Source organism: Weissella ceti, assembly GCF_018394055.1.
Classification (GTDB): Bacteria; Bacillota; Bacilli; order Lactobacillales; family Lactobacillaceae; genus Weissella; species Weissella ceti.
This window is the reverse complement of the sequence record NZ_CP074441.1, coordinates 414747-440902: the sequence shown is the minus strand read 5'-3', so window position 1 is coordinate 440902 and position 26156 is coordinate 414747. Positions and strand designations below refer to the sequence as shown.

Annotated in this window: 20 protein-coding genes, 3 tRNA genes, 1 rRNA gene, 1 pseudogene and 1 riboswitch; of the genes and pseudogenes, 3 read left to right on the top strand and 22 right to left on the bottom strand. The window is 41.0% G+C overall.

Translation table 11 applies throughout. The features are described 5' to 3' along the window. Positions 1 to 192 precede the first annotated feature (192 nt). The 8 genes from KHQ31_RS02260 to guaB all read right to left on the bottom strand — a co-directional run bounded on the left by KHQ31_RS02260 (position 193) and on the right by guaB (position 6432). Positions 193 to 265 (bottom strand) — tRNA-Ala (locus KHQ31_RS02260). Positions 266 to 272: 7 nt separating this feature from the next. Then, positions 273 to 346: transfer RNA gene (locus KHQ31_RS02255), tRNA-Ile, on the bottom strand. A 92-nt stretch (positions 347 to 438) separates the two neighbouring features. Next, positions 439 to 2016 (bottom strand): 16S ribosomal RNA (locus tag KHQ31_RS02250). 268 nt (positions 2017 to 2284) lie between these two features. Further along, positions 2285 to 2356: transfer RNA gene (locus tag KHQ31_RS02245), tRNA-Gly, on the bottom strand. Positions 2357 to 2468: 112 nt separating this feature from the next. Continuing rightward, positions 2469 to 3512, bottom strand: coding sequence for a tRNA preQ1(34) S-adenosylmethionine ribosyltransferase-isomerase QueA (gene queA, locus KHQ31_RS02240; RefSeq protein ID WP_213409374.1), 1044 nt, complete (start codon positions 3510 to 3512; stop codon positions 2469 to 2471). A 36-nt stretch (positions 3513 to 3548) separates the two neighbouring features. Continuing rightward, positions 3549 to 4547 (bottom strand): Holliday junction branch migration DNA helicase RuvB, encoded by a 999-nt coding sequence (gene ruvB, locus KHQ31_RS02235; RefSeq protein ID WP_213409373.1) that lies wholly within the window; start codon positions 4545 to 4547, stop codon positions 3549 to 3551. Between the two features lie 9 nt (positions 4548 to 4556). Then, positions 4557 to 5153, bottom strand: a complete 597-nt coding sequence (gene ruvA, locus KHQ31_RS02230) for a Holliday junction branch migration protein RuvA (protein WP_213409372.1) — start codon at positions 5151 to 5153, stop codon at positions 4557 to 4559. 130 nt (positions 5154 to 5283) lie between these two features. After that, the gene (gene guaB / locus KHQ31_RS02225; protein ID WP_213409371.1) at positions 5284 to 6432 is read right to left on the bottom strand and encodes an IMP dehydrogenase; all 1149 of its coding nucleotides are present in this window, start codon (positions 6430 to 6432) and stop codon (positions 5284 to 5286) included. A 76-nt stretch (positions 6433 to 6508) separates the two neighbouring features. Further along, positions 6509 to 6608, bottom strand: a riboswitch (purine riboswitch). A 135-nt stretch (positions 6609 to 6743) separates the two neighbouring features. Between guaB and KHQ31_RS02220 the strand changes: the two genes are divergently transcribed. Together KHQ31_RS02220 and KHQ31_RS02215 are read left to right on the top strand one after the other, a co-directional pair. Further along, positions 6744 to 7967 (top strand): MFS transporter, encoded by a 1224-nt coding sequence (locus KHQ31_RS02220; protein ID WP_213409370.1) that lies wholly within the window; start codon positions 6744 to 6746, stop codon positions 7965 to 7967. A gap of 185 nt (positions 7968 to 8152) precedes the next feature. After that, positions 8153 to 9001, top strand: a complete 849-nt coding sequence (locus KHQ31_RS02215) for a PhzF family phenazine biosynthesis protein (RefSeq protein ID WP_213409369.1) — start codon at positions 8153 to 8155, stop codon at positions 8999 to 9001. Between the two features lie 74 nt (positions 9002 to 9075). Here the strand turns inward: KHQ31_RS02215 and KHQ31_RS02210 are convergent, their stop codons facing one another. The 5 genes from KHQ31_RS02210 to KHQ31_RS02190 all read right to left on the bottom strand — a co-directional run bounded on the left by KHQ31_RS02210 (position 9076) and on the right by KHQ31_RS02190 (position 14909). Then, on the bottom strand, positions 9076 to 9756 hold the full coding sequence (locus KHQ31_RS02210; protein ID WP_213409368.1) for a YigZ family protein: 681 nt from the start codon (positions 9754 to 9756) through the stop codon (positions 9076 to 9078). An 87-nt stretch (positions 9757 to 9843) separates the two neighbouring features. Further along, positions 9844 to 10755, bottom strand: coding sequence for a TSUP family transporter (locus KHQ31_RS02205; protein ID WP_213409367.1), 912 nt, complete (start codon positions 10753 to 10755; stop codon positions 9844 to 9846). A 156-nt stretch (positions 10756 to 10911) separates the two neighbouring features. Then, on the bottom strand, positions 10912 to 12210 hold the full coding sequence (obgE, locus tag KHQ31_RS02200) for a GTPase ObgE (RefSeq protein ID WP_213409366.1): 1299 nt from the start codon (positions 12208 to 12210) through the stop codon (positions 10912 to 10914). 101 nt (positions 12211 to 12311) lie between these two features. Continuing rightward, positions 12312 to 14111 (bottom strand): excinuclease ABC subunit UvrC, encoded by a 1800-nt coding sequence (gene uvrC, locus KHQ31_RS02195; protein ID WP_213409365.1) that lies wholly within the window; start codon positions 14109 to 14111, stop codon positions 12312 to 12314. Between the two features lie 153 nt (positions 14112 to 14264). Then, positions 14265 to 14909, bottom strand: coding sequence for a hypothetical protein (locus tag KHQ31_RS02190; RefSeq protein ID WP_213409364.1), 645 nt, complete (start codon positions 14907 to 14909; stop codon positions 14265 to 14267). A gap of 285 nt (positions 14910 to 15194) precedes the next feature. On the opposite strand from KHQ31_RS02190, the gene KHQ31_RS07865 reads away from it, so the two are divergent. After that, entirely contained in the window at positions 15195 to 15329 is a 135-nt protein-coding gene (locus KHQ31_RS07865; RefSeq protein WP_264336032.1) for a hypothetical protein, read from the top strand. 72 nt (positions 15330 to 15401) lie between these two features. Here KHQ31_RS07865 and KHQ31_RS02185 read toward each other — a convergent pair whose 3' ends face one another. From KHQ31_RS02185 to KHQ31_RS02145, 9 genes and pseudogenes are all read right to left on the bottom strand, one after another. Continuing rightward, complete coding sequence (locus KHQ31_RS02185; RefSeq protein WP_213409363.1) at positions 15402 to 16163, bottom strand: glycerophosphodiester phosphodiesterase family protein; 762 nt, start codon at positions 16161 to 16163, stop codon at positions 15402 to 15404. A 15-nt stretch (positions 16164 to 16178) separates the two neighbouring features. Beyond that, on the bottom strand, positions 16179 to 17414 hold the full coding sequence (locus tag KHQ31_RS02180; protein WP_213409362.1) for an ABC transporter permease: 1236 nt from the start codon (positions 17412 to 17414) through the stop codon (positions 16179 to 16181). Further along, on the bottom strand, positions 17414 to 18313 hold the full coding sequence (locus KHQ31_RS02175; RefSeq protein WP_213409361.1) for an ABC transporter ATP-binding protein: 900 nt from the start codon (positions 18311 to 18313) through the stop codon (positions 17414 to 17416). Before KHQ31_RS02175 ends, KHQ31_RS02180 begins: the two co-directional genes overlap by 1 nt. Before the next feature lie 145 nt (positions 18314 to 18458). Next, positions 18459 to 21182, bottom strand: a complete 2724-nt coding sequence (locus tag KHQ31_RS02170) for a DNA translocase FtsK (RefSeq protein WP_213409360.1) — start codon at positions 21180 to 21182, stop codon at positions 18459 to 18461. 8 nt (positions 21183 to 21190) lie between these two features. Then, positions 21191 to 21706, bottom strand: a complete 516-nt coding sequence (locus KHQ31_RS02165) for a tRNA (cytidine(34)-2'-O)-methyltransferase (protein ID WP_213409359.1) — start codon at positions 21704 to 21706, stop codon at positions 21191 to 21193. A 118-nt stretch (positions 21707 to 21824) separates the two neighbouring features. Further along, a complete protein-coding gene (locus tag KHQ31_RS02160; protein ID WP_213409358.1) occupies positions 21825 to 22847 on the bottom strand; it encodes a lactonase family protein in 1023 nt (340 codons plus the stop codon). 106 nt (positions 22848 to 22953) lie between these two features. After that, complete coding sequence (locus KHQ31_RS02155) at positions 22954 to 23910, bottom strand: TerC family protein (protein WP_213409357.1); 957 nt, start codon at positions 23908 to 23910, stop codon at positions 22954 to 22956. Between the two features lie 162 nt (positions 23911 to 24072). Next, positions 24073 to 24243: a hypothetical protein gene (locus KHQ31_RS02150; RefSeq protein ID WP_213409356.1), complete on the bottom strand. Its 171-nt coding sequence runs from the start codon at positions 24241 to 24243 to the stop codon at positions 24073 to 24075. Positions 24244 to 24334: 91 nt separating this feature from the next. Continuing rightward, positions 24335 to 25940: pseudogene (locus KHQ31_RS02145) on the bottom strand (L-lactate permease). Between the last annotated feature and the right edge of the window lie 216 nt (positions 25941 to 26156).

Here is a 26156-nt window from a genome sequence, read left to right as displayed (position 1 = left end):
TTACGTTGATGATTCAAGTTTGAGTATGTGGCTCAAGGCCACATGCGATTTAAACTAATTTAAAAAACTCAAAAAATTACGCGGTGTATTTTTTTCGGCTCAATTTAATTAAATAATTAATTTGAAATGAATTTAAAATTTACAATATTATTCAGTTTTCAAAGATCTAAGTCACTGCCACGTGAGTGGCAATGGAGAATATCGGGATCGAACCGATGACCCCCTGCTTGCAAAGCAGGTGCTCTCCCAGCTGAGCTAATTCCCCGTTAGAATGGGACTGAGAGGACTCGAACCTCCGACCTCACCCTTATCAGGGGTGCGCTCTAACCAGCTGAGCTACAGTCCCGAGGTTCTTCTCTCGTGTATTACATTGAGTGTAAACCACTCAAAACTAAATATCGTTTCAATGCGAATGTGTAGGTTTCCGATTTTCCTTAGAAAGGAGGTGATCCAGCCGCAGGTTCTCCTACGGCTACCTTGTTACGACTTCACCCTAATCATCTATCCCACCTTAGACGGCTGGCTCCTAAAAGGTTACCTCACCGGCTTTGGGTGTTACAAACTCTCATGGTGTGACGGGCGGTGTGTACAAGACCCGGGAACGTATTCACCGCGGCGTGCTGATCCGCGATTACTAGCGATTCCGACTTCATGTAGGCGAGTTGCAGCCTACAATCCGAACTGAGACAAGCTTTAAGAGATTTGCGTACCCTCGCGGGTTAGCGACTCGTTGTACTTGCCATTGTAGCACGTGTGTAGCCCAGGTCATAAGGGGCATGATGATTTGACGTCATCCCCACCTTCCTCCGGTTTGTCACCGGCAGTCTCACTAGAGTGCCCAACTGAATGCTGGCAACTAGTAATAAGGGTTGCGCTCGTTGCGGGACTTAACCCAACATCTCACGACACGAGCTGACGACAACCATGCACCACCTGTCACTTTGTCCCCGAAGGGAAAGCGCCATTTCTGGCGTGGTCAAAGGATGTCAAGACCTGGTAAGGTTCTTCGCGTTGCTTCGAATTAAACCACATGCTCCACCGCTTGTGCGGGTCCCCGTCAATTCCTTTGAGTTTCAACCTTGCGGTCGTACTCCCCAGGCGGAGTGCTTAATGCGTTAGCTGCGACACTTAGGGGCGGAAACCCCCAAACATCTAGCACTCATCGTTTACGGTGTGGACTACCAGGGTATCTAATCCTGTTTGCTACCCACACTTTCGAGCCTCAACGTCAGTTACAGTCCAGAGAGCCGCCTTCGCCACTGGTGTTCCTCCATATATCTACGCATTTCACCGCTACACATGGAATTCCACTCTCCTCTACTGCACTCAAGTTATCCAGTTTCCAAAGCACTTCCACAGTTAAGCTGTGGGCTTTCACTTCGGACTTAAATAACCGTCTGCGCTCGCTTTACGCCCAATAAATCCGGATAACGCTTGGAACATACGTATTACCGCGGCTGCTGGCACGTATTTAGCCGTTCCTTTCTGGTAAGATACCGTCAGACACTGAGCAGTTACTCTCAATGCTATTCTTCTCTTACAACAGTGTTTTACGAGCCGAAACCCTTCATCACACACGCGGCGTTGCTCCATCAGACTTTCGTCCATTGTGGAAGATTCCCTACTGCTGCCTCCCGTAGGAGTATGGGCCGTGTCTCAGTCCCATTGTGGCCGATCAGTCTCTCAACTCGGCTACGCATCATCGTCTTGGTGAGCCATTACCTCACCAACTAACTAATGCGCCGCGGGACCATCTCTTAGTGATAGCAGAACCATCTTTCAAATAGCAACCATGCGGTTGCTAGTGTTATGCGGTATTAGCATCTGTTTCCAGATGTTATCCCCCGCTAAGAGGTAGGTTTCCCACGTGTTACTCACCCGTTCGCCACTCACTGCAATGTTCATCGTCATATCAGAGCAAGCTCTTCAAATCAGTTGAACCACAGTGCGTTCGACTTGCATGTATTAGGCACGCCGCCAGCGTTCATCCTGAGCCAGGATCAAACTCTCAATTTGAAGTTTGAGTATAACTCAATTTTTTTGTTGTTTAACAGATGTTAAACGAATTTACTAGCGAATTGACTTCGCAAATGTTTGGACCAACTAATAGTTGGTCGACCTACACATTTGTTACATCGAAACGATATTCAGTTTTCAATGATCTACTTCGTTGTTTCGTTTAGGTGATTTGTATCCCCCTGAGACAACTTAATTATCATACCATCGGTATGCGATGAATGTCAACAACTTGTTTAAGTTATTTTTCATCGTTGCATTTCTGCAAAGCGGATGACGGGAATCGAACCCGCATTCCCAGCTTGGAAGGCTGGAGCACTAGCCATTGTACTACATCCGCAAAAACGTTTTAACTTAGCGCCGAAACAACTTGCTGTCGTTAGGACATGTAATAATATACCGCGCTGACAACGTTTGGTCAAGCGTTTTGTTAAAAAGTTTTATTTTTCGTGTTATTTGTGTACAAACATCGCATCCCCAAAGGAAAAGAAGCGATATCCTTGTGCAATTGCATGTTCATACGCACCTAGAATGTGTTCACGCCCTGTAAAGGCTGCAACCAACATCACCAACGTTGACTTAGGCAAATGGAAGTTCGTGATAAATGCATCAACAACCGTCCATTGGTATCCTGGCTTAATGAAGATATCTGTCCAACCAGAGTCCGCCACTAAGCGCCCTGCGTTTTTTTGACCAATTGTTTCCAAAGTACGAATTGAAGTTGTCCCTGTCGCAACGATACGACCACCATTTGCATGCACTTCATTCAATGTATCTGCCGCATCTTGTGACAATTGATAGAATTCAGAATGCATCTTGTGATCTTCCAGGTTGGTTTCTTCCACTGGTCGGAATGTTCCCAAACCTACGTGAAGCGTTAATTCAACAATCTTCACACCCTTTGCTTCTACCTTGGCTAACAGTTCTGGTGTCCAATGTAGTCCTGCAGTTGGGGCAGCCGCAGATCCATTGACCTTTGAAAAAACAGTTTGATAACGTTCTTGGTCATCTAACTTTTCTTTAATGTATGGTGGCAATGGCATTTCACCTAATGATTCTAGGATTTCTAAGAAGATGCCATCATAACGGAATTCAACCATTCGACCACCGTGTTCCAACTCTTCTGTGACCACAGCGGTTAGTTGTCCATCTCCAAACACAATTTCTTGCCCAACTTTATACTTCTTAGCTGGCTTAATCAGTGTTTCCCATACATCACCATTATCTTGGCGTAGCAATAACACTTCTACCCCACCACCGGTACCAGGACGTGTTCCGTATAAACGAGCAGGTAAGACACGTGAATTATTCATCACAAGTGCATCCCCTTCATTCAGATAGTCGACGATATCGTAAAAGTGTTTATCTGCAACTTCACCCGTCACAGCATTAACATCTAACAAACGAGAACTTGAGCGATCCAATAATGGTGTTTGCGCAATTAGTTCTTCTGGTAAATCGTAATCAAAGTCATCTAATGTATAATCTGTTCGCATTTATCTTCTCTCATTTTCTTCTATAATACTAGATCGTTATTTCTTCATTTCTGGAAATGGTAGATTTAAATGTTCATACGCTTCTGCACTAACAACACGCCCACGTGGTGTACGTTGCAAGAAACCAATTTGAATTAAGTATGGTTCATACATTGATTCAATCGTATCAACTTCTTCCCCCACATTCGCTGCAATTGTATTTACACCGACTGGTCCCCCTTGATAGTAGGAAATCATCGTCGTTAGAATTTTATGATCAATTTGGTCTAACCCACGACTATCGACCTTTAGCATATCTAGAGCAAAATCAACAATCCCATTATCAATGACATCTAACCCTTGTACCATAGCAAAGTCTCGGACCCGACGTAGTAAACGATTAGCGATACGTGGTGTACCTCGTGATCGTAATCCCAATTCTAGTGCCCCTTCAGGTTGAATCTCAGTCCCAAAGACCTCGGCAGAACGCGTAACAATTTCAGCCAATTCATCCTTAGAGTAATAATTCATATGTTCCACAATCCCAAAACGGTCACGCAATGGTTGTGATAACATCCCCGCACGGGTCGTTGCCCCAATCAATGTGAATGGTGGCAATGGAAAATGAACTGGATGAGCAGTAGGCCCTTCACCCACAATAATATCAACATAAAAGTCTTCCATTGCAGAATACAACATTTCTTCGACCGTCTTTGGCAAACGATGAATTTCGTCAATAAACAAAACATCCCCTGGTGCCAACTCATTTAGCAAGGCTAATAAATCACCTGACTTTTCAATCGCTGGTCCAGTCGTTGTCCGAATATTAACACCCATTTCATTGGCAATAATCATCGCAATCGTTGTCTTACCAAGTCCTGGCGGTCCATAAAACAACACATGATCCAATGTTTCAGAACGTTGCTTGGCTGCTTCGATATAAATGTTCATTCGTTTCTTCAACGCTGGTTGTCCAATATATTGACTCAAACGCGTTGGACGTAATGACTTTTCTTCTATATCAGCGGATACATCCCGCAATAAATCATCTGGCATAACTTACCTCTATTGTAGTAACTTCAATCCAGCACTTACGTATTCAGCCGTTGTGGCAAAATCCATCTTGCTTAATTGCTTTTCAACTGACTTCAAATCACGCTTGGCATATCCTAACGCTTCTAACGCTAACATCGCTTCACCCAATGCACCTTCTAATTCTTCAGGCTTAGGAACATCTAGTGTAATTTCAACGTTACTTTGGAATGGTAAATCGGCCAACTTATTTTGTAAGTCCAAAATAATTTGTTGCGCTGTCTTCTTTCCAATTCCTGGGAACTTAGTCAAGAATGTTACGTTGTTATCCATAATTGCTTGTACTAATCCTGAATGATCATTACTTGCTAGAATCGCTAACGCTGACTTTGGGCCGATTCCTGATACTGCCAACAACTTTTGGAACAATGTCTTTTCATCTAGTGTCGCGAAGCCATACAAAGTTTGTTCAGTTTCACGTACAATTTGTTCCACATACACGGTTGTTGGTTGATTTTGTGTAAACACATATGGGTTCGCAGTCATGACACGGTACCCCACCCCTTGTACATCAACCACGATGTAACTAGGCGTTACCGCTTCAATCGTTCCCTTTAAATATTCGTACATATGTTGTTCCCCTCTTCTCAAAACATCAGATAATAATAGTATAGCAGATATTAAGTTTAAACGAACACAAATCAAACCAAAGAAAAAAGGTCATCGCTGATGCGACAACCTTCATTAATTATTTCATTTATTAGTTCGCGTAGTTAGGCGCTGCCTTAGCAATTTGAACATCGTGTGGGTGACTTTCAAGCAAACCAGCGTTTGTGATTTGAACAAAGCGTGCTGTTTCAATCAATTCAGCAACTGAATGTGAGCCAGTGTATCCCATTCCTGAACGTAGTCCACCAAGAATTTGGAAGATAACATCATCCAACAATCCCTTGTAGGCTGTACGTCCTTCGATTCCTTCAGGAACCATCTTGTTCGCTTCATTAACTTCACCTTGGAAGTAACGGTCCTTTGAACCATTTTCCATGGCTGCGATTGAACCCATACCACGGTATGACTTGAATTGTTCACCAGTTGCTTCGTCAGTGAATACTTCACCAGGTGCTTCAGCAGTTCCTGCCAACATTGATCCAAGCATTACGGCGTTTCCACCAGCAGCCAAGGCCTTAACGATGTCACCTGAGTACTTCAATCCACCGTCAGCGATGATTGACTTACCCATTTCACGAGCTACTTCAGCAGCATCCAAGACAGCAGTCAATTGTGGCACACCAACTCCGGCAACAACACGAGTTGTACAAATTGAACCAGGTCCAATACCAACCTTAACAACGTCAACACCTGCTTCGTACAGAGCACGTGTACCTTCAACAGTTGCTACGTTACCAGCAATGATGTTTACTTCAGGGAATTCTGAGCGAACTTCGCGAATCTTACGCAAAACACCTTCTGAATGACCGTGTGCTGAGTCCAATACGATTGCGTTGGCACCAGCTTCAACCAAAGCAGCAATACGCTTGATTGTATCTGAAGTAATTCCAGCAGCTCCAGCAACAATCAATTGCCCGTTTTCGTCAGTAGCAGCATTTGGGAAAGTTCCGTATTCAATCGCAGCAGCCTTAACCTTCTTCACTTCAGCAACTTGTTGTTCAATCAACATGTTCTTGTGAATAACACCCATTCCACCCAATTGTGCCATACGAATAGCCAAACGAGCTTCAGTAACAGTGTCCATCGCAGCTGACAATACAGGGATGTTTAGCTTCAATGTTGGTGTTAGTTCAACACTCAAATCTACGTCATTTGGCAATACGTTTGATGCTGCTGGCACCAAAAGTACGTCGTCAAATGTTAATCCTAGTTTTGTTACCTTATCTGCTGCAAAAGTCATATGTTTATCCTCCGGGTTTGGTAAGTTTTAAGTGCTTGACCAAAATCGCTGAAAATCCTACAAATGACGCATAAGTGTACACGAAACATTTGCGGATTGTCACCAAAATTCGGTCGGTGGTAGAGACTTGTTGGCCATTTTCCAACAATTAAATCTGCATTTATATTAAAAAGTCTTGTTACACATATTACCTTGTTTCAATTTTTTTGCAACCCTTTTATGCTAACTCTTTGTTGATGCTTGTTGTTTCTAATTAAAAAGCCTAAAATAGTAAGTAATAAATTATAAAAATTTGAATATGGAGGTAACGTATGTTCAGACATCGAGAACAGCCAACTGAGCTTTGGCAGAAAAATTTGATGATCCTCTGGTTCGGTGTCTTCATGATGGGAATCGGCTTTAGTGAAGTCATGCCTTTCTTGTCACTGTATATTGACACATTAGGCGATTTCACAACTAATCAACTAAACTTCTATAGTGCGGTAATCTTTTCAATCGCCTTCCTAACAACTGCATTCACCGCTCCACTTTGGGGGCGTTTAGCAGATGCCAAAGGACGTAAGCTAATGTTGCTACGCGCATCATTAGGAATGGCAATTATTTTCGCACTGATGGGAACAGCAACTGAAGTCTGGCATTTAATCTTGTTACGTGCCATTCAAGGTGTGTTCGGTGGATTCATTTCCAACGCAACTGCCTTAGTTGCCACACAAACCCCTAAAGATCATACCGGATATGCCATGGGAGTTGTCGTAACTGGAACAACTGCTGGGCAATTAATCGGTCCATTCATCGGTGGAACACTTGCCAGTTTGACAGGTTTCCGAATGACCTTCTTTGTGACTGGTGTTATTTTCTTCTTAGTCTTCCTACTTGTGTTGTTTGGTATTCACGAAGAGTTCGTCCCAACATTAAAAGAAGACGCACCATCACTTAAGCAAGTTGTACAACAATTACCTCATGCACGTTTAACATTAGGTTTGTTCATTACAACAATGATGATTCAAATTGTGAACTTCTCAATCACACCAATTATTTCATTGTTTGTCCGTCAACTAAACAACACACCAATTAGTGTTACTTTCTTAGCTGGGGTCGTTGCGGCGATGCCAGGTATTGCGACTCTATTGGTTGCCTCAAAGTTTGGTGCGTTAGGTGATAAAGTTGGTACGCAACGCATGGTCATGCTAGGCTTCCTATTAACCGTCTTAGTACTAGTTCCTACCGCCTTCGTAACCGCTGTTTGGCAATTGGCCCTATTCCGTTTCTTGATTGGAATTGCCGATGCCACAATGTTACCTGCGGTCCAGACACTATTGTCTAAGACAACACCTAAGGCGATTACAAGTCGTATCTTCGCATATAACCAATCATTCCAAGCGATTGGATCAGTTGCTGGTCCAATGTTTGGAACAGCAGTCGCATTCTACTTCGGTTACCAAGGGATTTTCATTGCTTCTGCACTACTAGTTGGTGCTACAGCATTTGTCTTCCGCCGCGTAACTAAAGACGTTGATTTGAGTAATGCAGCTTAATTGAACAAATCACTTATACTTAAGCAGCCCTATTAGTTGGTAACCTAAACTAATCAGGGCTGTTTTATTTTTTCTTACACAACCTCGGATCATCTCTAGCGTTAATTTGACCAATAAATGTTATAGTTGATTTAAACATGAGCTTTTTATCATTACGACAAACAATCGTTAGCGAGGAATTCAAGATGGATATTAAAGTATATATCGCAAGCGCATTTACCAAAGACAATCTTGGCGGAAATAAAGCCGGGGTTGTCTTCATGGATACTAAACTAACAAGCAAACAAAAAATGTCAATCGCGCGCGAACTAGGTTTCGCTGAAACTGCTTTTGTCACGTCATCCTCATCAGCTGATTACAAGTTAGAATATTTCACACCCAAGGAAGAAGTTGATCTTTGTGGGCACGCAACAATTGCAACTTTTACAACACTCGATTATTTAGGTAACTTAACGAAGGATACGTATAGAATTGAAACCAATAGCGGCATTCTAGATATTACTATTCACGAATCCACTATTTTAATGCAGCAAAACACCCCCATCTTTGATGTATCCCTCGTTCCAGAGAGCATTTCCAATTCATTCGACTTAGCGCTGCTAGAGGGTGCCTACCCCATCCAAATTGTTTCAACTGGCTTACGTGATATTATGGTACCTATCAAATCCTTCGCCGCACTAAGTCAGTTAACTGCTGACTTCCAAGAAATTGAAAATATTAGTGCCACATATAACGTCATTGGTATGCATTTATTCACCATTGAAGGCAATCGCATTATTTGCCGAAACTTCGCTCCTTTGTATGATATTAATGAAGAAGCAGCTACTGGTACATCTAACGCTGCATTGGCCTCGTATCTTTACAATCATGATATTCTACGTCAAAACGACTATATCTTTGAGCAAGGATATGAATTAAATGCACCTTCAGAAATAAAAGTCCATCTTACAACCGACGCTAAACATCAGATAACTCGTGTTCAAGTAGGCGGTACGGGGAATTTCACTGAATTACGTACCTTAACTGTGCACTAAAAAAAGACCAACAATCATATGTTGGTCTTTTTCTTTTGGTTATAAGATTTTTTGAAACTTGTTTTACAAACGCATTATTTCAATGATGAAGTCGCCGCACTTACATTACGGTCATGTGGCATTTCAAACAATTGTTCATCCCCATGCTCAAACGTTACTTGTCCATTCAACAAGTCACTAACCTGCGCTTCAAATGATTCAATATCACTAGGCAATACTGGAACAGTAACATCCACACCTGTTGTATATTGCGTATCACTAATCATGTATTCGTTTGTGTCTAACCAATACTTCAAACTATCGTATGAAGGATAGCCGACACTAATGATAATTGCTTGACGTGTCACTAGTTCAACTAACCCTACGTCGACTAATCCATCAGCAACGGTTCCCGCATATGCACGAATTAAACCGCCAGCACCGAGCTTAATTCCACCAAAGTAACGCGTTACTACCGCAACAACATTATGTACTTGGTTATTTTTCAACACTTCTAACATCGGTACCCCTGCAGTTCCAGCTGGTTCACCATCATCAGAATAGCGTTGCACTTCATCATGATCACCTAATACATATGTCCAAACATTATGATTCGCTTTACGATGTTGTTGGCTGATTGTTGCAACAAACTCACGTGCTTCTTCTTCGTTACTAATCCGAGCCACATTTAGAATAAACTGTGACTTTTTAATATCTTGTTCCCACGTTGCCACTTGTGGTGAAATTGTTAGATTTAAATATTGTTCATTTGCCATTGTCACCACTCCTCTTTGATTTTTAATTAGTATAACATCAAAAAAAGCCCTGACAAAAGTCAGGACTTTAATCTAACCATTTCATATTTAATGCAAAGACGTCTTTTCGTCAGTTGCTTCCGGTAATGGCTTCTTTGAGTCACGCCAAAGTGTTGATGCTGTGTATACTGACAAACCAACAATTAAGTATGACAACATTGTAATATCAATGTAGTTCACGACTTGTACCGCTAATAACACACCAATAACCCCACCAATGATAATTCCTGGTACTCCGCGCCATTCAACACGACCAGAACGGATAAACGCCACCGCTGATGTCATAAAGATCATCGCCGCATCCATCATCATAATCGGGAACGCAACCAATGGATTCATCCCCACAAGTGAGAAGAAAATCAATTCAGGTGTGTAGTTACCCAATCCCATCGTCATAAAGATACCCAAACAGAAATTGACGCTAATCCCCAGCACTAACAACCATCCGTGTAAGCCATGAATATCAGTAGATGCATCCATTCCTGGGTGGAAAATCAATTTAATCAACATCGCAACCGCAGCCACAACAAGAGCAACTGACAAGAAACGTTGCACCTTACGTACGTTCCAATTAGCCGTAACGCGAGTTCCAACAAACGCTCCGACAACCGCAGCTAATGTCATTGAAATCAACGTCAATGCCTCAACCTTAACAGCTGTTAGGAATAGCAATGCCTCCATGAATACCGGAATGGCATGTGCTACAGTCATAGTTCCCGGTAACTTACGATCATCATCTAACCAATTTGTGGCCTTAAAGATTGTTGTCGTTGTCGCAAAAGAACCAATTCCTAATGTGTCACCAAAATCAGCGAACAATCCAATTAAGAACCCTTTACCAAAACGTTCGCGCACTTCAACTTTACGTTTGCGAATTTGGTAAACAATAATCATTGCAATTCCAATCAAGGCTGCAATCAACACAAATTTCAAGATATTTAAAATCATTTCTTCGTTCATATGTACTCTCACATTCAATCAGCGCTTTCTTCACTAATGGCTATACCATTAGTAAAGGCATTTAATAATTCTAACCGATTCGCAGACCCTGCGCAAACAAAAAAGACACCCATACTAACTTGAGAGTTAATATAAGCGTCTTTAATTGATTTCTGATTAAACTTCGTAGTCGAATTGGAAATCAAGAATTTGAACAGTATCTCCGTTTTGGGCACCAGCTTCATGCAAAGCTGTGTCGACACCCATGTAACGCAATTGACGCGCGAAACGCATCATTGATTCTGTAAAGTTTGTGTTTGTACGTTGGAATAGACGTTCAATTTCTTCACCGTAAAGGATCCAAGTTCCGTCTTCTTCACGTGCAATTTCAAAGGCTGGCTTATCTTCATTAAATTCGTACAAGGCAGTCTCATCTTGTGGTTCCATATCCTTAGGGATGAACATTGGTGTTTCATCCAACAGGTTGGCTGTGTATTGCATCAAGTCTTCCACGCCAGTACGTGTCAAAGATGAGATTGGGCGGATATCAGCATCGATACCAGCTTCAGCCATCTTTTCTTCGAATGTTGCTAGTGTTTCAGCAGCATCTGGCATATCCATCTTCGTAGGTACGATGATTTGTGGACGTTCCAACAACATTGGATCGTATGCTTCCAATTCAGCATTGATCTTCATGTAGTTTTCAAATGGATCTTGTGTGTCATCAATTCCAGACATGTCAATCATGTGCAAGATAACACGTGTACGTTCAACGTGACGCAAGAATTGAATTCCAAGACCGATACCTTCTGAGGCACCTTCAATCAAACCAGGCAAGTCAGCCATAACGAAGTCACGTCCATCATCAAGACGAACCATTCCTAGGTTAGGCTTCAATGTTGTAAAGTGGTATTCCGCCACCTTAGGCTTAGCCGCAGTAACAACTGACAACAATGTTGACTTTCCAACAGATGGAAATCCAACCAATCCAACATCGGCCAAAACCTTAAGTTCTAGTCCGATTTCAAATTCTTCACCGGGTTCACCGTTTTCAGCGATTTCAGGCGCTGGGTTCTTTGATGACGCAAAACGCATGTTTCCACGTCCACCACGTCCAGCCTTAGCAACAACCAATTCTTGGCCAGCTTCAGTCAAGTCACCAAAGATTTCACCAGTTTCAGCATTAGTTACTGTTGTACCTTGTGGCACGCGAATAATCAAATCTTCAGCTGAACGTCCAGTCATTCCCTTAGTTGCACCGTTTTGTCCTGGTTGCGCCTTAAACATACGCTTGTAGCGGAAATCCATCAAAGTACGTAGACCTTCGTCTACGACCATCACAACATTTCCTCCGTGACCACCGTCACCACCAAAAGGACCACCACGATCGATATACTTTTCATGACGGAAAGAGACGGCACCATCGCCACCCTTTCCTGCTTTAACATTAATTTTAACTTGGTCGACAAACGCCATGTTTATGACCTCACTTTCTTTTATTGCAGAGTTAAGTTTACACGCGAAATTCAGTAACTTCTAGTTTACAGTATATAACGGTAAATTCCAACTAGCGAAAGCTATTTTATACTAGAATCTGTATCACTTGCTTGTAAGGAGATTTTAATATTTTGTGCAACCTTCTTGCTAACGCCTAGTTTTTGCAAATCTTCAATGGGAGCTTCCCTGATTTTCTTCAATGACCCATAGGTTGTCAAAAGTTTTTGACGTGTCTTAGGTCCAACCCCACTGATTTCATCTAAACGAGACCCTAATGATGTTTTAGAACGCAATTGACGATGGAATGTGATCGCAAAACGGTGCACTTCTTCTTGGATACGTTGTAGTAAGAAGAATCCTTGTGACTTGTGATCTAAGACGACCGGTGGTTCTCCTGCCGCAACTAGCAAATCGGCCGTTTTGTGATGATCATTCTTAACCATCGCCGCAACCGGTACATCTAACCCTAATTCATCTTCGATAACTTCTTTGGCTGCATTCAATTGAATTTCACCACCGTCCATGAGAATTAGATCCGGCATTTCAGCATGTTCCTTCAGCAAGCGACTGTAACGACGACGAATAACTTCCATCGTTTCAGCACGTTCATCCGCATGTTCAACTGTCTTGGTCTTGTACTTACGATATAGGTTCTTATTAGGGACCCCATCTTCATACACAACCATGGCTGATACCATTTCTTGACCACTAATATGCGAATGATCAAACGCTTCAATCCGATGAATCTCATCAATACCAAGCGCATCAGCTAATTCTTGTGATGCCCCACTTGTCTTGTTAACGTTCATTTCCATTAAACGGAATTTTTCATCTAATTCAATTTTGGCATTCTTCTCTGCCAACTCTAACAATTGACGCTTTTCACCACGTTGTGGTGTACGGACAGGAATACCTAAGACTTCACCGATATTTTTTACATCTAGACCAGCAGGTACCAACAATTCTTTTGGCAACACCGTATTATCACGTTGATAGAATTGCAGAATAAAACGTGTTAGCTCTTCTTCTGCCTCTTCCACAATTGCAAACACCCGTTTTTCGCGCTTCATCAGCCGTGATTGACGAATAAAGAAGATTTGAACGGACATCCAGCCCTTATCAACATAGTAGTTGATTAAATCACGTGGTGTTCCATCGTTTGAAATAATCTTCTGCTTTTCGACTGTTGCTTCAATGAACTTCAGTTGATCCCGCAAATCAGCAGCCCGTTCAAAAGCCATTTCTTCTGAAGCCACCATCATTTTCTCTTTTAATTCTTGCGTTACTTCTTTGGTACGTCCATTCAAGAACGCTTGAATACGTTTAATTTGTGCATCATATTCTTCAACGGGCACAACACGATAACATGGTCCTAAACATTGGCCCATATTAGCGTATAAACATGGGCGCCCTTGGTATCCATTACATCGACGTAATGGATAGGTCTTTTGTAAGAAATGTAGTGTTTCTTGCGCAGCATATACGTTTGGATACGGCCCAAAATAATGTGCACCATCTTTTTTGACTTCGTTGGCTAATTCAATCTTTGGATCACGTTCATTTGTGATTTTGATGTAGGGATAGCCCGTTCCACCTTTAAGACGGATATTGTAGTACGGTTGATACTTTTGAATCAAAGTTACTTCCAATAACAACGACTCTTTTTCTGACGATGTCACAATGAAATCAAAATCGGCAATATTTTCAACTAATTGTGCCGTTTTCCCTGTGTGCTCACCTTTAAAGTAAGAACGCACACGATTTTTTAAATTTTTAGCCTTACCAACATAGATAATCTTCCCATTGATATCTTTCATTTGATAAGATCCCGGTTGATCAGGTAAAAGCGCTAACTTTTGTTCAATATGGGTAGATGCCATACACGCCTCCTCCGTTAAACATTTGTCTTTATTATATCACTTTTAATTCAGTTATTATCTTCTCTACCTTGTGGGCGTTTTAACAGACCATAGTGGGAATCGAACCCAGAGTAACTACCAAGTTATGGTCTAAACATATGCAATGATATGTACTTATTTCTTAAAGTCTTTTTCAACAAAGACACGTGTTGTCCCACTAGTTTTATGTAATACTTTCCCTTTTTGATCTACAACAACAGCGTAAATTTCTTTTTGGCGATTATCCATGTCAAAAAGCTTTTCTAAATCAGTATCCTTAAACTCTTTATGCTTAGAACTGGCAACATTGTAGAAGACCCCAGTTGCAAAATTATGCGCATGTTCTGTCACTTTAAATAAATCACCCTTAGATAACTTAGATCCTGATTCACTTAATGTAATCTTCACACCAGGCATAGGCTTATCAGCATATTCGACCTTACTGATAGAACGTGCCCAGACAAAGTTTGGATAGTTCTTTTTGGCATAATCCACTCGTACACCGAATTCAGAACTTAGCTTGTCATTAAAAGCATTAATCATGGCTTCTTTCTTTGATACAGGCTTTGGCTTTACCGGCTCACTCTTTTTAGCAGCTTCTGCATTGTCAGTTTGGTTTTCAGACGTAACCTTCACACCTGAACGCAGTTCAAATTCTGCAGCATCGCTCACCAAAGACTTTGAAAAATTCATTGCAGTGAATCCTGCCCCTAGCAAGATGACTCCAACAACAGTTCCAACCAGCATGTGTTTTTTGTACTTACTAAACACAACTTTCATACATAGCTCCTATTCTAGCTTTTAGCGTCATTCCTATCTGGACGTAATGAATATTTTGATTCTACATTTGTGATGCGTTTATCTAACGCATAAAACACACAAAAAGCGCTATCCCATGAATAAGATAGCGGTTAATATCACGATTTAATCTTGATATCGTTAAAAATCGACGATAATTTAAGTCTATTGTTTGTATATTTAGTTATTATACCATTATCTGGTCTTTTCTGAAAAACCAAAAATGGTGTTATACTAAATTAAATACAATATTTGGGAGGATTCCTTATGGGATTATTAACGCGTCGTAACGATACACATAGTCGTGATATGGATGATCTTTTTGACATTCCCACGCTAGATACACCTAACCAAGATGACAAATTGCGCTTTCTTGGTACCAAGAAAAATGACGACAAATAACCTATAATTGTCGTAAATAAACATAAAAATCCGCTACGAGTCGCTTGATTCGTAGCGGATTTTTATCTTCAATTATTTAGTGGCATTTAATTTATCTGCTAACTTCAAAAACTTTGGTGCATTATCGGTAAACACCCCTGTAACGCCCCAACTGAACAACTCTTTAATACGACGCCCTGAGTTTACAGTCCAGACATTCACCAGATAGCCTTGATCTAAAATTTCAGCAACAGTGTCAGCTGTTAAGTTAGTGTCTTCTACGCTAATTTCTGTTACTTCGCAAGCTTGTGCAAGCATTGGCCAGTCTGGCGTAAATGTATTTTTATCAAATAGTAATGCATAAGTTGCATTCGGATACGCCTGACGCATCATCCCTAACAAAATTGGATTAAAACTTGAAATTTGCACTTCAACAATGGGATCTAATTGTTCTAAGTACGTAATCATTTGGCGGACCAATTGCTTAGATAGTTGCAAGCCATTCGGTCCAGAGACACCCTTCAATTCAAAGTTAATGTTGATACCTTGCTCATTAATAAATGCGATAAATTCATCCATTGTTGGTAAGTGTTCCCCACGTAACTTCTTACCATATCTCGCTGAAGCGTCAGCATTTGCCATTTCATCCCAATTTAGCGCCGTCACTTCACCAGTTAAATCAGTTGTACGATCCAAAAAATCATCATGAATCAGAATCAACTTCCCATCTTTTGTAATTGCCACATCAGTTTCAATCCACATCACATCAGAGTCTGCAATTGCTTGAAAACCACGCATTGTGTTTTCTGGCAACTTTGCAGGCAATCCACGGTGGGCTAAAATTTTTAATGCCATATGTTCCTACTCCTCTTAAATCTTTTTCTTAAATATACGTGTCATTCCTCGCCAAATCGGCTTAAACAAACTTCCCTCTTGATACGTTAACACATTCTTCTTGTATACGCGTAATCCATAGTATCCCAACACAATTAATGCTAGAAGTTCTAGTATCAACGCAACAGCTGCATCTGTCATAGTTGCATATTGCAAACCTAGACGCGCAGGCATTAGTGTTTGTGAGAAGAACGGCAAGTATGACAAACCTTGCAAAATAATGTTATGTGAGTTACCACTCAACATAAACGTTAACATATAACTAATCATTGATAAGTATGTCACTGGTGACACTGCTTGTTGCACTTGACTTAAATCATTTACCATTGCTGCAATCATGGCAGTCAAGACCATATATAACACGATGGCTACAAACACAATCGCAATAGTCATCACACCAAAGCCCCAATCGACACCGGCAACAACTGACTTTGCTTTTAGCAACATTTCATTTTTGGGCGCAACGATAGCGACCCCAATTCCAACAGCAACATAAATCGCAGCATGTAAAATCGCCAATAAGGCAATTCCACTAATCTTACCAAAAAATTGTACAGCTGGTGAAGTCATTGCCAACAAAATCTCCATGATTCGTGATGATTTTTCGTTCGCAATTTCTTGGGCAATCATACTTACATAAGCACTCAAAAACACAAAAATAAGAATACCTAACGCCCCAGCTAATGCAAAATTAGCAGCCTTTGCTAATCCACCATCAGCTTGCCCTTTGTTACTTTGCATAACCATACTTAGTGCGGGAGGGGTCATCAAAGATGTTAATTCTTCAGTCGTCAACTTTAGACCCTGCGCTTTATTCATCATCGTAAATTGGTTCAGGGACACCTGAAGGTTATTTTGATCAATTGTGTGTGATTCTGATGTATATGAATACGTGTATTTCCCATCTTGTTCAGTCAACAAACCATCAATCTTTTTAGCAGCTAAATCATTTTCAGCAGCCGTTTTAGATGAAACATCTACTAACTTCGCATCTAAATTTTTATCTGCATTTAGAACCTTCGTCAATGCAGGTTGATTGACTACTGCCACAGTTGGCGTATCAGAACTGTTCATTGCATTCGTCACAAATGTTATACCGCCAATAAACGCAACAATCAACAAAGGTGATAGCACCAACATCCAATAACCACCTGTTTTAACACGGGTCATAAATGTTTGCTTCATGACTAACCATAATTGTCTCATAAACATTATTGATCACCTCCTGCAGCGACTTCACGACGGAAAACTTCATCCATTGTCGGTGGTGTTTGCGCAAAGACTGGTACATATCCATCTTCAGCCACAAGTTTAAAGACATCTTTCCCGACTTCTGGATCGGTCAAATGAATCTTACGTCCGGCCCCTTCATTTTCAATGTTATCTACGCCATTGATTTGAAGCAAACGTTCATTCGTAACTGATGACTCAAGGTAGATTTCACTACGTCCAAATGATTCGCGGATGTCTACGGGCGTTCCTTGTAAAACCGTGTCTCCGTGTCGCAACATTGTGATTTTGTCCGAAAGATGTTCAACTCCTGACATATCATGTGAACTAAATAGAATTTTAGCCCCATTCTGCTTCAAACGCTTAATTTCACGCATCATCAGTTCGGTATTCACTGGATCCAATCCTGAAAATGGTTCATCCAAAATCAAGAATTCTGGTTCAAAAATAACCGTTGAGATGAGTTGGATTTTTTGCGCATTTCCTTTTGACAAAGATTGCACTTTATCTTCTGGTTTCCCAACAACGTCTAGGCGCTTCATCCAATCACGTAACGCAATTTTAGCATCTTGACGCTTCATCCCATGTAATTCAGCGAAGTAGACCACTTGATTTTCAATTGTCTGCTTTTGATATAGACCACGTTCTTCTGGCAAGAAACCTAGCTTTTGACGTTTGTGCGCATCAAGTGGTTGTCCATCCCATAGAACTGTTCCATTTGTTGGCGTAATGAAGTCTAAAATCATACGGAAAGTTGTCGTCTTTCCCGCACCATTCTGTCCAATCAGTCCCATCACTTCACCTGGTTGAATCGTTAGGTTTAGATCATTGACCGCAACTTTGTCGCCAAAGTGTTTTGTTAAGTGTGTTAATTCAATCACTGTGACTACTCCCTTCACTTCTCATATATTTTGCCTAATTATACCATTTATCAGTTCATACTTTTAAATTTTGAGACATTTAGTATGTAACCTTAACAAATAATCAAAAAGAAAAACCAGATATCCTAAGATATCTGGTTCTTAATTACATAGGTTTGTTTTGCGCATTACGTCGTAATGATGGCAACATTTCAGCGGTGAAATGTACTTCACGTGGCTTAGAACCATTCGGTCCCCCTATCAAGCCGCGATCAGCCATATCATCAACAATACGTCCTGCACGATTATATCCCATCTTAAAGTGACGTTGGATAGATGACGTTGATGCGCCATTCGCACGAAGTACAAATTCAAGTACATCGTCCCATTGCTCATCTAAATCATTCCCATCCCCTGAATCACCTTGTTCTAGGCTTTGCATTTCAGCTTCAGATACAGTCATTGCATCATCATATTGTGCCTCACCTTGTGCTTTAATGAAGTCTGTCAAATTCTCAACATCTTCATCACTCAAGAAGGCTCCTTGCACACGTTGTGGTCCGCTTGAACCAATTGGCGAGAACAACATGTCTCCACGTCCTAGCAACTTTTCAGCTCCATTAGAATCCAAAATAGTTCGCGAATCAATTCCAGATGAAACAGCAAAGGCCATACGTGATGGCACATTGGCCTTGATCAATCCAGTAATGATATCAACTGACGGACGTTGTGTTGCAACAATCATGTGAATTCCAGCGGCACGCCCCAATTGGGCAATACGCACAATTGAATTTTCAACATCGCCAGAAACCGAAGATGTCATCATCAAGTCAGCCAATTCGTCGATAATAACGACTAGGTATGGCATTTCTTGTAAGACAGATTCAGTACTTGTGGCATTATGTTTTTGCACAAAACGGTTGTATCCATCAATGTTACGGACCCCTTCTTCAGCCAAAACCTTGAAGCGACGATCCATTTCAGCAACAACCTTCTTCAATCCCAATGACGCCTTCTTTGGGTCTGACACAACTGGTGTAATCAAATGTGGGATGTCATTATAAACAGACAATTCAACCTTCTTTGGGTCAACCAACATCAACCGCACTTGACTTGGCTTCGCTTGTAGCAAGATTGACGCTAGAATACCGTTGATGGCAACAGACTTACCTGATCCAGTAGATCCGGCAATCAACAAGTGTGGCATCTTCGTCAAGTCCATCTTAACGACACCACTTGTTACTCCGCGACCAATTGGCACAACCAATGGGTTTTCAGTATCGATGCCCGCTTCATCCATCATGTCACGGAAACCAACAGTTGCTTGTTGATCATTGGCAACTTCGATTCCAACAACATTCTTACCAGGAATTGGCGCTTCAATACGTAATGACTTAGCTGCCAATGCTAGGGCAAGGTCATCGGCAAGATTTTGAATCTTAGATACCTTAACCCCAACAGCGGGCTTAATTTCGTATTGTGTAACCGTTGGTCCGAGCACAACCTTTTCTACGGTTGCATTGATATTAAAGCTTTTCAATGTTTCATGCAGTAGACGCGCCTTTTCATTCAATGCATCACGTTCAGCTGATTGATCAGTAGAACCAATTTCTGTCATCAAGTCTGTTGTTGGTAGATCATAGTCTCGATCATCAATAACATTCCCTAATCCACTTGCATCGACGTCTACAGTCGGCATCGTTTGCGTCGTAGGTTCAACGTGACCAAAACTATTTGGCTTGGCCGTTGTCTTAGGTGATGTCTTTGCATCATCATGACCAAAAATTGCTGCATGTGATAACGTATCATCAATTGCGGCTTCTGGTAGATCAGGTTGAATCGTAATTGGATCAACCATTTCATCAGCAGATTGAATCACATCCCCAGGAACAAAGTCATCATCATAGATAGGTTCTGGCGGCAATGGTGGCAAATCCATAGACTTCATTGTATTTGTGACCGGTACTGCTTGTGGTTTTGTCACTGGAGCAGATTGTACCTTAGCGACTTGTGGTTCCGGTGCAATAATTTCAGGCGGTGAATAATCAGCGCCTGTTGTCGTTACTTCCTGTTCGAAGTCCGGCTTACGCTTCTTACTCTTCGTGATACTTGCACCCTTGGTTGCACTAGCAGATATTTCTTCGGCCTTTTCAGCTTCTGTGCTGAAAGGATTATCTTTAAACACATCTGTCATGTTTTGACGTTGGTTTTCACGGAAAGTTGTTACCTTCTCTGTTACCACATCATGTACTTGACTTGCTTGTGTTTGCACAAAATCCCCAGTCCCTTCCGCAAGGGTAAAGAAGTTATCGAATACTTCTCGTACTGGTACCTTGAACATCACAACAAATCCACCAATCAACATCAAGATAGCAACTAACCAAGCGCCGAAGTTTCCAGCAATCATATGCGTCCATTCATAGAATTGAGCCCCCAAGACTCCTCCACCAACCGGTGTAGCGCTAGAATGATTGGCAAAGTCTTGGTTAATGAATTGTGTCACTTTTGATGCTAAATCAATGTACATATGCTTTGGTGAAAAGAACAAAATTGAATTCACCAACATAATACCTGCGTAGAAGATCGCAAATCCAACGTAATGATGTGTCTTGAAACGCTTAGGCCATTGGGCATATGCCACTAGGACTAATAAAGGCATCAAAGCAATCAAAAGCAGGAATTGATAACTTCCACCGACGATCCAGCGAACACAATTCGCAAAGAACTTACCTAATAGTCCTACTTGCAAAATCGCAAACACAGTACATAACGTTAAAGCTAACGCTGTTAGTTGCCCCCAGTGTTGAGACAACCAATCATTCTGTGTTTTCTTTTTGCTTGTTTTGCGCTTGGCCGCTGGCTTTTTTGTTTTCGTTGTTTTCGCAGCCATAACCCCTCCTACTTCAACTTGTCGTAGTCGTAATCATGCGTAAGATCTAGGTTCGGGAATCCTTGTTGACGCAATGCTTCATAGATAATGATTGAGGCTGTATTTGACACATTCAAAGAACGAATGTGAGTATCGTTTTGTGGAATACGCAAGGCCTTTTCAGCATGTTCCTTCATGAACATTTCTGGTAACCCTGTTGTTTCCTTCCCAAACATGAAGTAGTAATCATGGTCGGGGTTTGTGTAATCAGCTTGGTGGTATGATTGTGGCGCAAACTTTGAGATCAAGAATAGTTGATCGGTTTCGCTCAATGTGTCCATAAAAGCTGGTAGGTTCTTGTGAATGGTAATATCCACAGTATCCCAGTAATCTAATCCTGCACGCTTAACGTGCTTGTCATCTAGTTCAAAAGGAATTGGTTCGATGATGTGTAGCTTTGTGTTTGTTCCAGTAGCCGTACGGGCCATATTTCCCGTGTTAGCTGGCATTTGTGGTTCAAATAAAACAATGTGATTCGTGCTCATGTATCTTTCCTCCAACGGTGTCGAGTTATTTATGTAAAAATACTCATTTAAAAAAATTATAGCACGGATGACATTGTCATCCGTGCTATTGATTGAATCTTATTAAAGCCTTTAGCTCTTAGATAAAGACAACACGAACACCTTCAGGAACAAAGATATCCTTTTCCTTTAGCGTCAACATTCCTGTTTCAGCATTTCGTTCGTAAATTGTGGCGTTATCTGTATTTTGGTTGGCAGCAATCAAGAACTTGTTTGATGGTGACAAGGCGAAATCACGTGGGAAGTCACCTTCTGTGCTAATCAATTGAATCAATTCAACCTTTGCACCACCTTCTTGAATCGCAAACACGGCCATTGAGTTGTGACCACGGTTAGTGCTGTACAAGAAACGGTTGTCATCTGACAAGTAAATCGCAGCAGTTCCGTTGTGTTCTGTCCAATCAGCTGGGATTGTAGAAACAACTTGCAATGGTGTGAATGAACCATCGGCGTTGTATGTCATAACAGTCAACTTTGATGATAGTTCACCTAGTAGGTAAGCATACTTGCCATCAGCACTGAAACGAATGTGACGAGGTCCGTAACCTGGTTCTGTGACAAATGTGTTCGCAATAGTCAACTTACCGTCATCTGACAAGTCAAATGTCACAACATTGTCTGAACCAAGATCAACAGCGACCAAACGACCATCAGGCGCAACGTTAAAGAAGTGCATGTGTGATGATCCTTGTTCTGGGCGAGGTCCCTTACCTTCAGCTTGGTAACGGTCAGTTTCAGTCAATTGCCCATCAGCTTCAATCTTGAAAACTTGCACCAAACCACGGTGATAGTTGGCTGTATATACGAATTGACGATCTTCATCAACTGCAACGTAGGCTGCTGAGGCTCCTGGTTCAAGAACTTCTTGTTCCATTGTTGCCTTTCCTTCTGCGTAATCCAAAGTAGCAACCCCACCTTGATCACCATTACGGTCAACAGCGTACAACTTGTTGGCCTTGCTCAAGGCAACATAGGTTGGTGATCCTACTTCAGCAACCAATTCAACAGGTCCCATTTCTCCTGTGGCATCATCAAATGTTGCTTGGTAAATTCCCTTTGATGTTGACTTCGTGTAAGTTCCAAATAAAATCTTCTCTGACATAACAAAAACCCCTCATCTCTTAAAATATAAACTTAGTATATCATTTTTTTGAAGCGTTTTCACTAATAAAAAAACAGCCCGAAGGCTGTTTTTTCCAAATTAACAATTAAGATTGTTGCTTTGCTTTTTCTTCTTGCTTGGTTGCCCAAATTGATGCACCAATTGAACCTGCCAATAATACGACAATCACTGTCAATGAGACAACGTTTGAGATATAGAATGGCAAATCGAACATCTTACTTCCTTCATTGATAATCATCTTCAATCCGATGAATGATAGAATTCCAGCCAATCCGTACTTAATGTAGCGGAACATTGGCAAGATACCTGCTAAGGCGAAGTAAAGTGAACGCAATCCCATGATCGCAAAGATATTAGATGTCACAACAATGAATGTATCTTGTGACACAGCCAATACAGCTGGGATTGAATCAACGGCGAACAACAAGTCAGATGCTTCGATGAACAACAATGCTAGCAAGAATTGCGTTGCATATAGCTTCCCGTTTTCACGAACCACGAAATGCGGTTCCTTAACATCTTCCTTTAGTGGCAATAACTTTCGGAAGAACTTGATCATCTTACTGTCATTCAAGTCTTGGTCGCCCTCTTTTTCGAAGAACATCTTGAAGCCAGTAAAGACCAAGAAAATTCCAAAGATGTACATCAACCAAGCGAATTGGTGTAGCAATGCTGCACCTCCGAAGATGAAAATGACACGCATAACTAGCGCCCCAAAGACACCCCAGAACAACAAACGGTGTTGATACTTCGCTTCAATTCCGAAGAATGTGAAGACTAGAATAAAGATAAACAAGTTATCAATACTTAATGACTTTTCCAACAGATACGCTGTCACAAAGTCAATTGCTGGAGCTGATCCCCCGATTGCCCAGACACCACCCGCAAAGACGAATGCCAAACCAATCCAAAACGCGCTCCAAAGTAAGGATGACTTCATTGTTGGTGCTTCATTATTTTTATGAAAGACCCCCAAATCCAAGGCCAACATAACTAACACAAACGCAAAAAATCCAATCCAATAACCAATACTAACTTCCATGAAATACTCATCTTTCATTTTGACACAAGGAATCTCCACAATTATTCCTAACCTATTGAAAGTAACGAGTGAAACTTAAACCAAACTAAATATACACGTTCTATATAAATAAAAAACAATACAACTCACATTGTTGTGAATCATATTGTTTATCTTTTTTCATTATGTTCGGAACATCATGAATGCACTAAGCAATAGTAGCAAGACACCAATTCCCATCATAACGAATTCAATTTTGTTTTCTTTAGCAACTAGCTCAGTATTCCAAAAGTAAGCACCTGCTCCTAGGAAGATGAAGCCAAAGAATATTCCAATAAAACTAAAAATTAACATAGCACTCCCGCCGGTCTAATATCGACCTGTGTATTAACATTGGTAACTTGATGTTTACCATTATAGCAAAAGTAACTAAATGTTCAAATTATTATCCAACAAACATCCCAAATACTAGACCAACAATAATCAATAAGCTGATGTAAATAACGGCTGGAATAATTGTCTTACGAAGAATATCTCCTTCTTTACCACTTAGGCCAACAGCTCCACCCGCTGCAACAATGTTGTGGATACAAATCATGTTACCAACTGCTGATCCAATAACTTGCAATGCCAAGATTAGGTATTGGTTCAACCCAGCTCCTACAGCCACATTTTCTTGGATTGATGAGAATGTCAATGTAGATACTGTTGCACTTCCTGTGATGAATGACCCTAATGCACCCAATACTGGAGCAATCATAATCCAAACACCGCTTAATGATTCAGCTAATGTTGAGGCTAGGTATAGTGGCATGCTTACCAAGTCATTTGTGTTATAAACAGAGTTTGTAAAGACTTGAACCATGATCAGCGTCACAACCAAGGCTGTCATGGTTCCCTTCATTCCCTTGATCACATCAACAGCCTTAGGTTGGAACGCACGCCAGCGACCACCTTGTAGATACAGCGTAATAATCGCTACCAAGATCAAAATTGTTCCTGGGTTAGCTAAGATTAACCAATCTGACTTAATGGTTTCAAAGCCTAAGATGTTACGGTATGACAAATCAAATGCTGTGTTAATAAACGCCTTCAATGGTGCAATAAACTTCGTTGCTAGCAATGCTACCACCACCAAGATGTATGGCATCCAAGCTAGTAGCAATGGCATATCACTGTGTACAGTTGTTTCATTTTCTTCAGTCTTAGCATCTTGACGCCATGGGTTTTCCTTGGCTGACTTAGGTACCAAGATGCCCAACTTAATCGTTAGCACACTCACACCAATTGCAACCAATGGTGAAATAATAGATGCCATTTCGTAGCCGATAAAGTGAACAACCATGTAACTAGTTCCCGTGTATGTTAATCCAATCAAGATCAACCATGGTGTCACTTCCAACAAACTCTTCAAACGGTTTGTCTTATATTGATTAGGTAAGACCATAATCAACATTCCAATCAAAATCAATGGTAAGAATGTTCCAACAAACAATTCGATTTGTGTAATTTGCGCTGCCACTTGTCCCAATTCATTAGCAGGCACTGCATTACTTAATCCAACCGTTAATGGCGTTCCCACGGCTCCAAATGAAACAGCTGTAGAATCTGATACCAATGCCAAGAAAACCCGCTGACAATGGCTTAAATCCCAACGCAATCAATAATGGACCTGTAACCATGGCTGGTGTTCCAAATCCAGATACCCCTTCAATCAATGAACCAAACAAGAACGCAATCATAACAGCTTGTAGACGCATGTCTTGTGTTAGGTTCATGAACCCTAGGTTAATTCGATCAATAGCACCTGTGTGTTGTAGTACCTTCAAAAGAAGCATTGCTCCTAGCAAAATCCAGGCAATCGGCAAACTCTTATGAATCCCCTGCAAAATCGACGCACCAATTGCATTCCCTGGTACTCCCCAATAGAAAAACGCAGCCAATGTCACAACTAGTGCACTAATTGACATCCCTTTTACCGCCGGCATATTCAAAATCCCTAATAGAATAACTGGCAAAATAATTGGCAATATTGAAATTAATATTGTCATAATTCCCTCCTAAACATTCACATATCTATGTCTTTAATTACCTGTTTTATTATACATGAAACCGCATACATTAATAGGTGTTTATTTAAAAAAAGCAAAAAAACTTTATAATGACCAACTTTAGCGTTTAAATATTTTAAAAACAACAGAAAAACCGTAGAATTATTAACATTCTACGGTTTTATCTTTATATATCTTTTTTATATTGTTACGCAA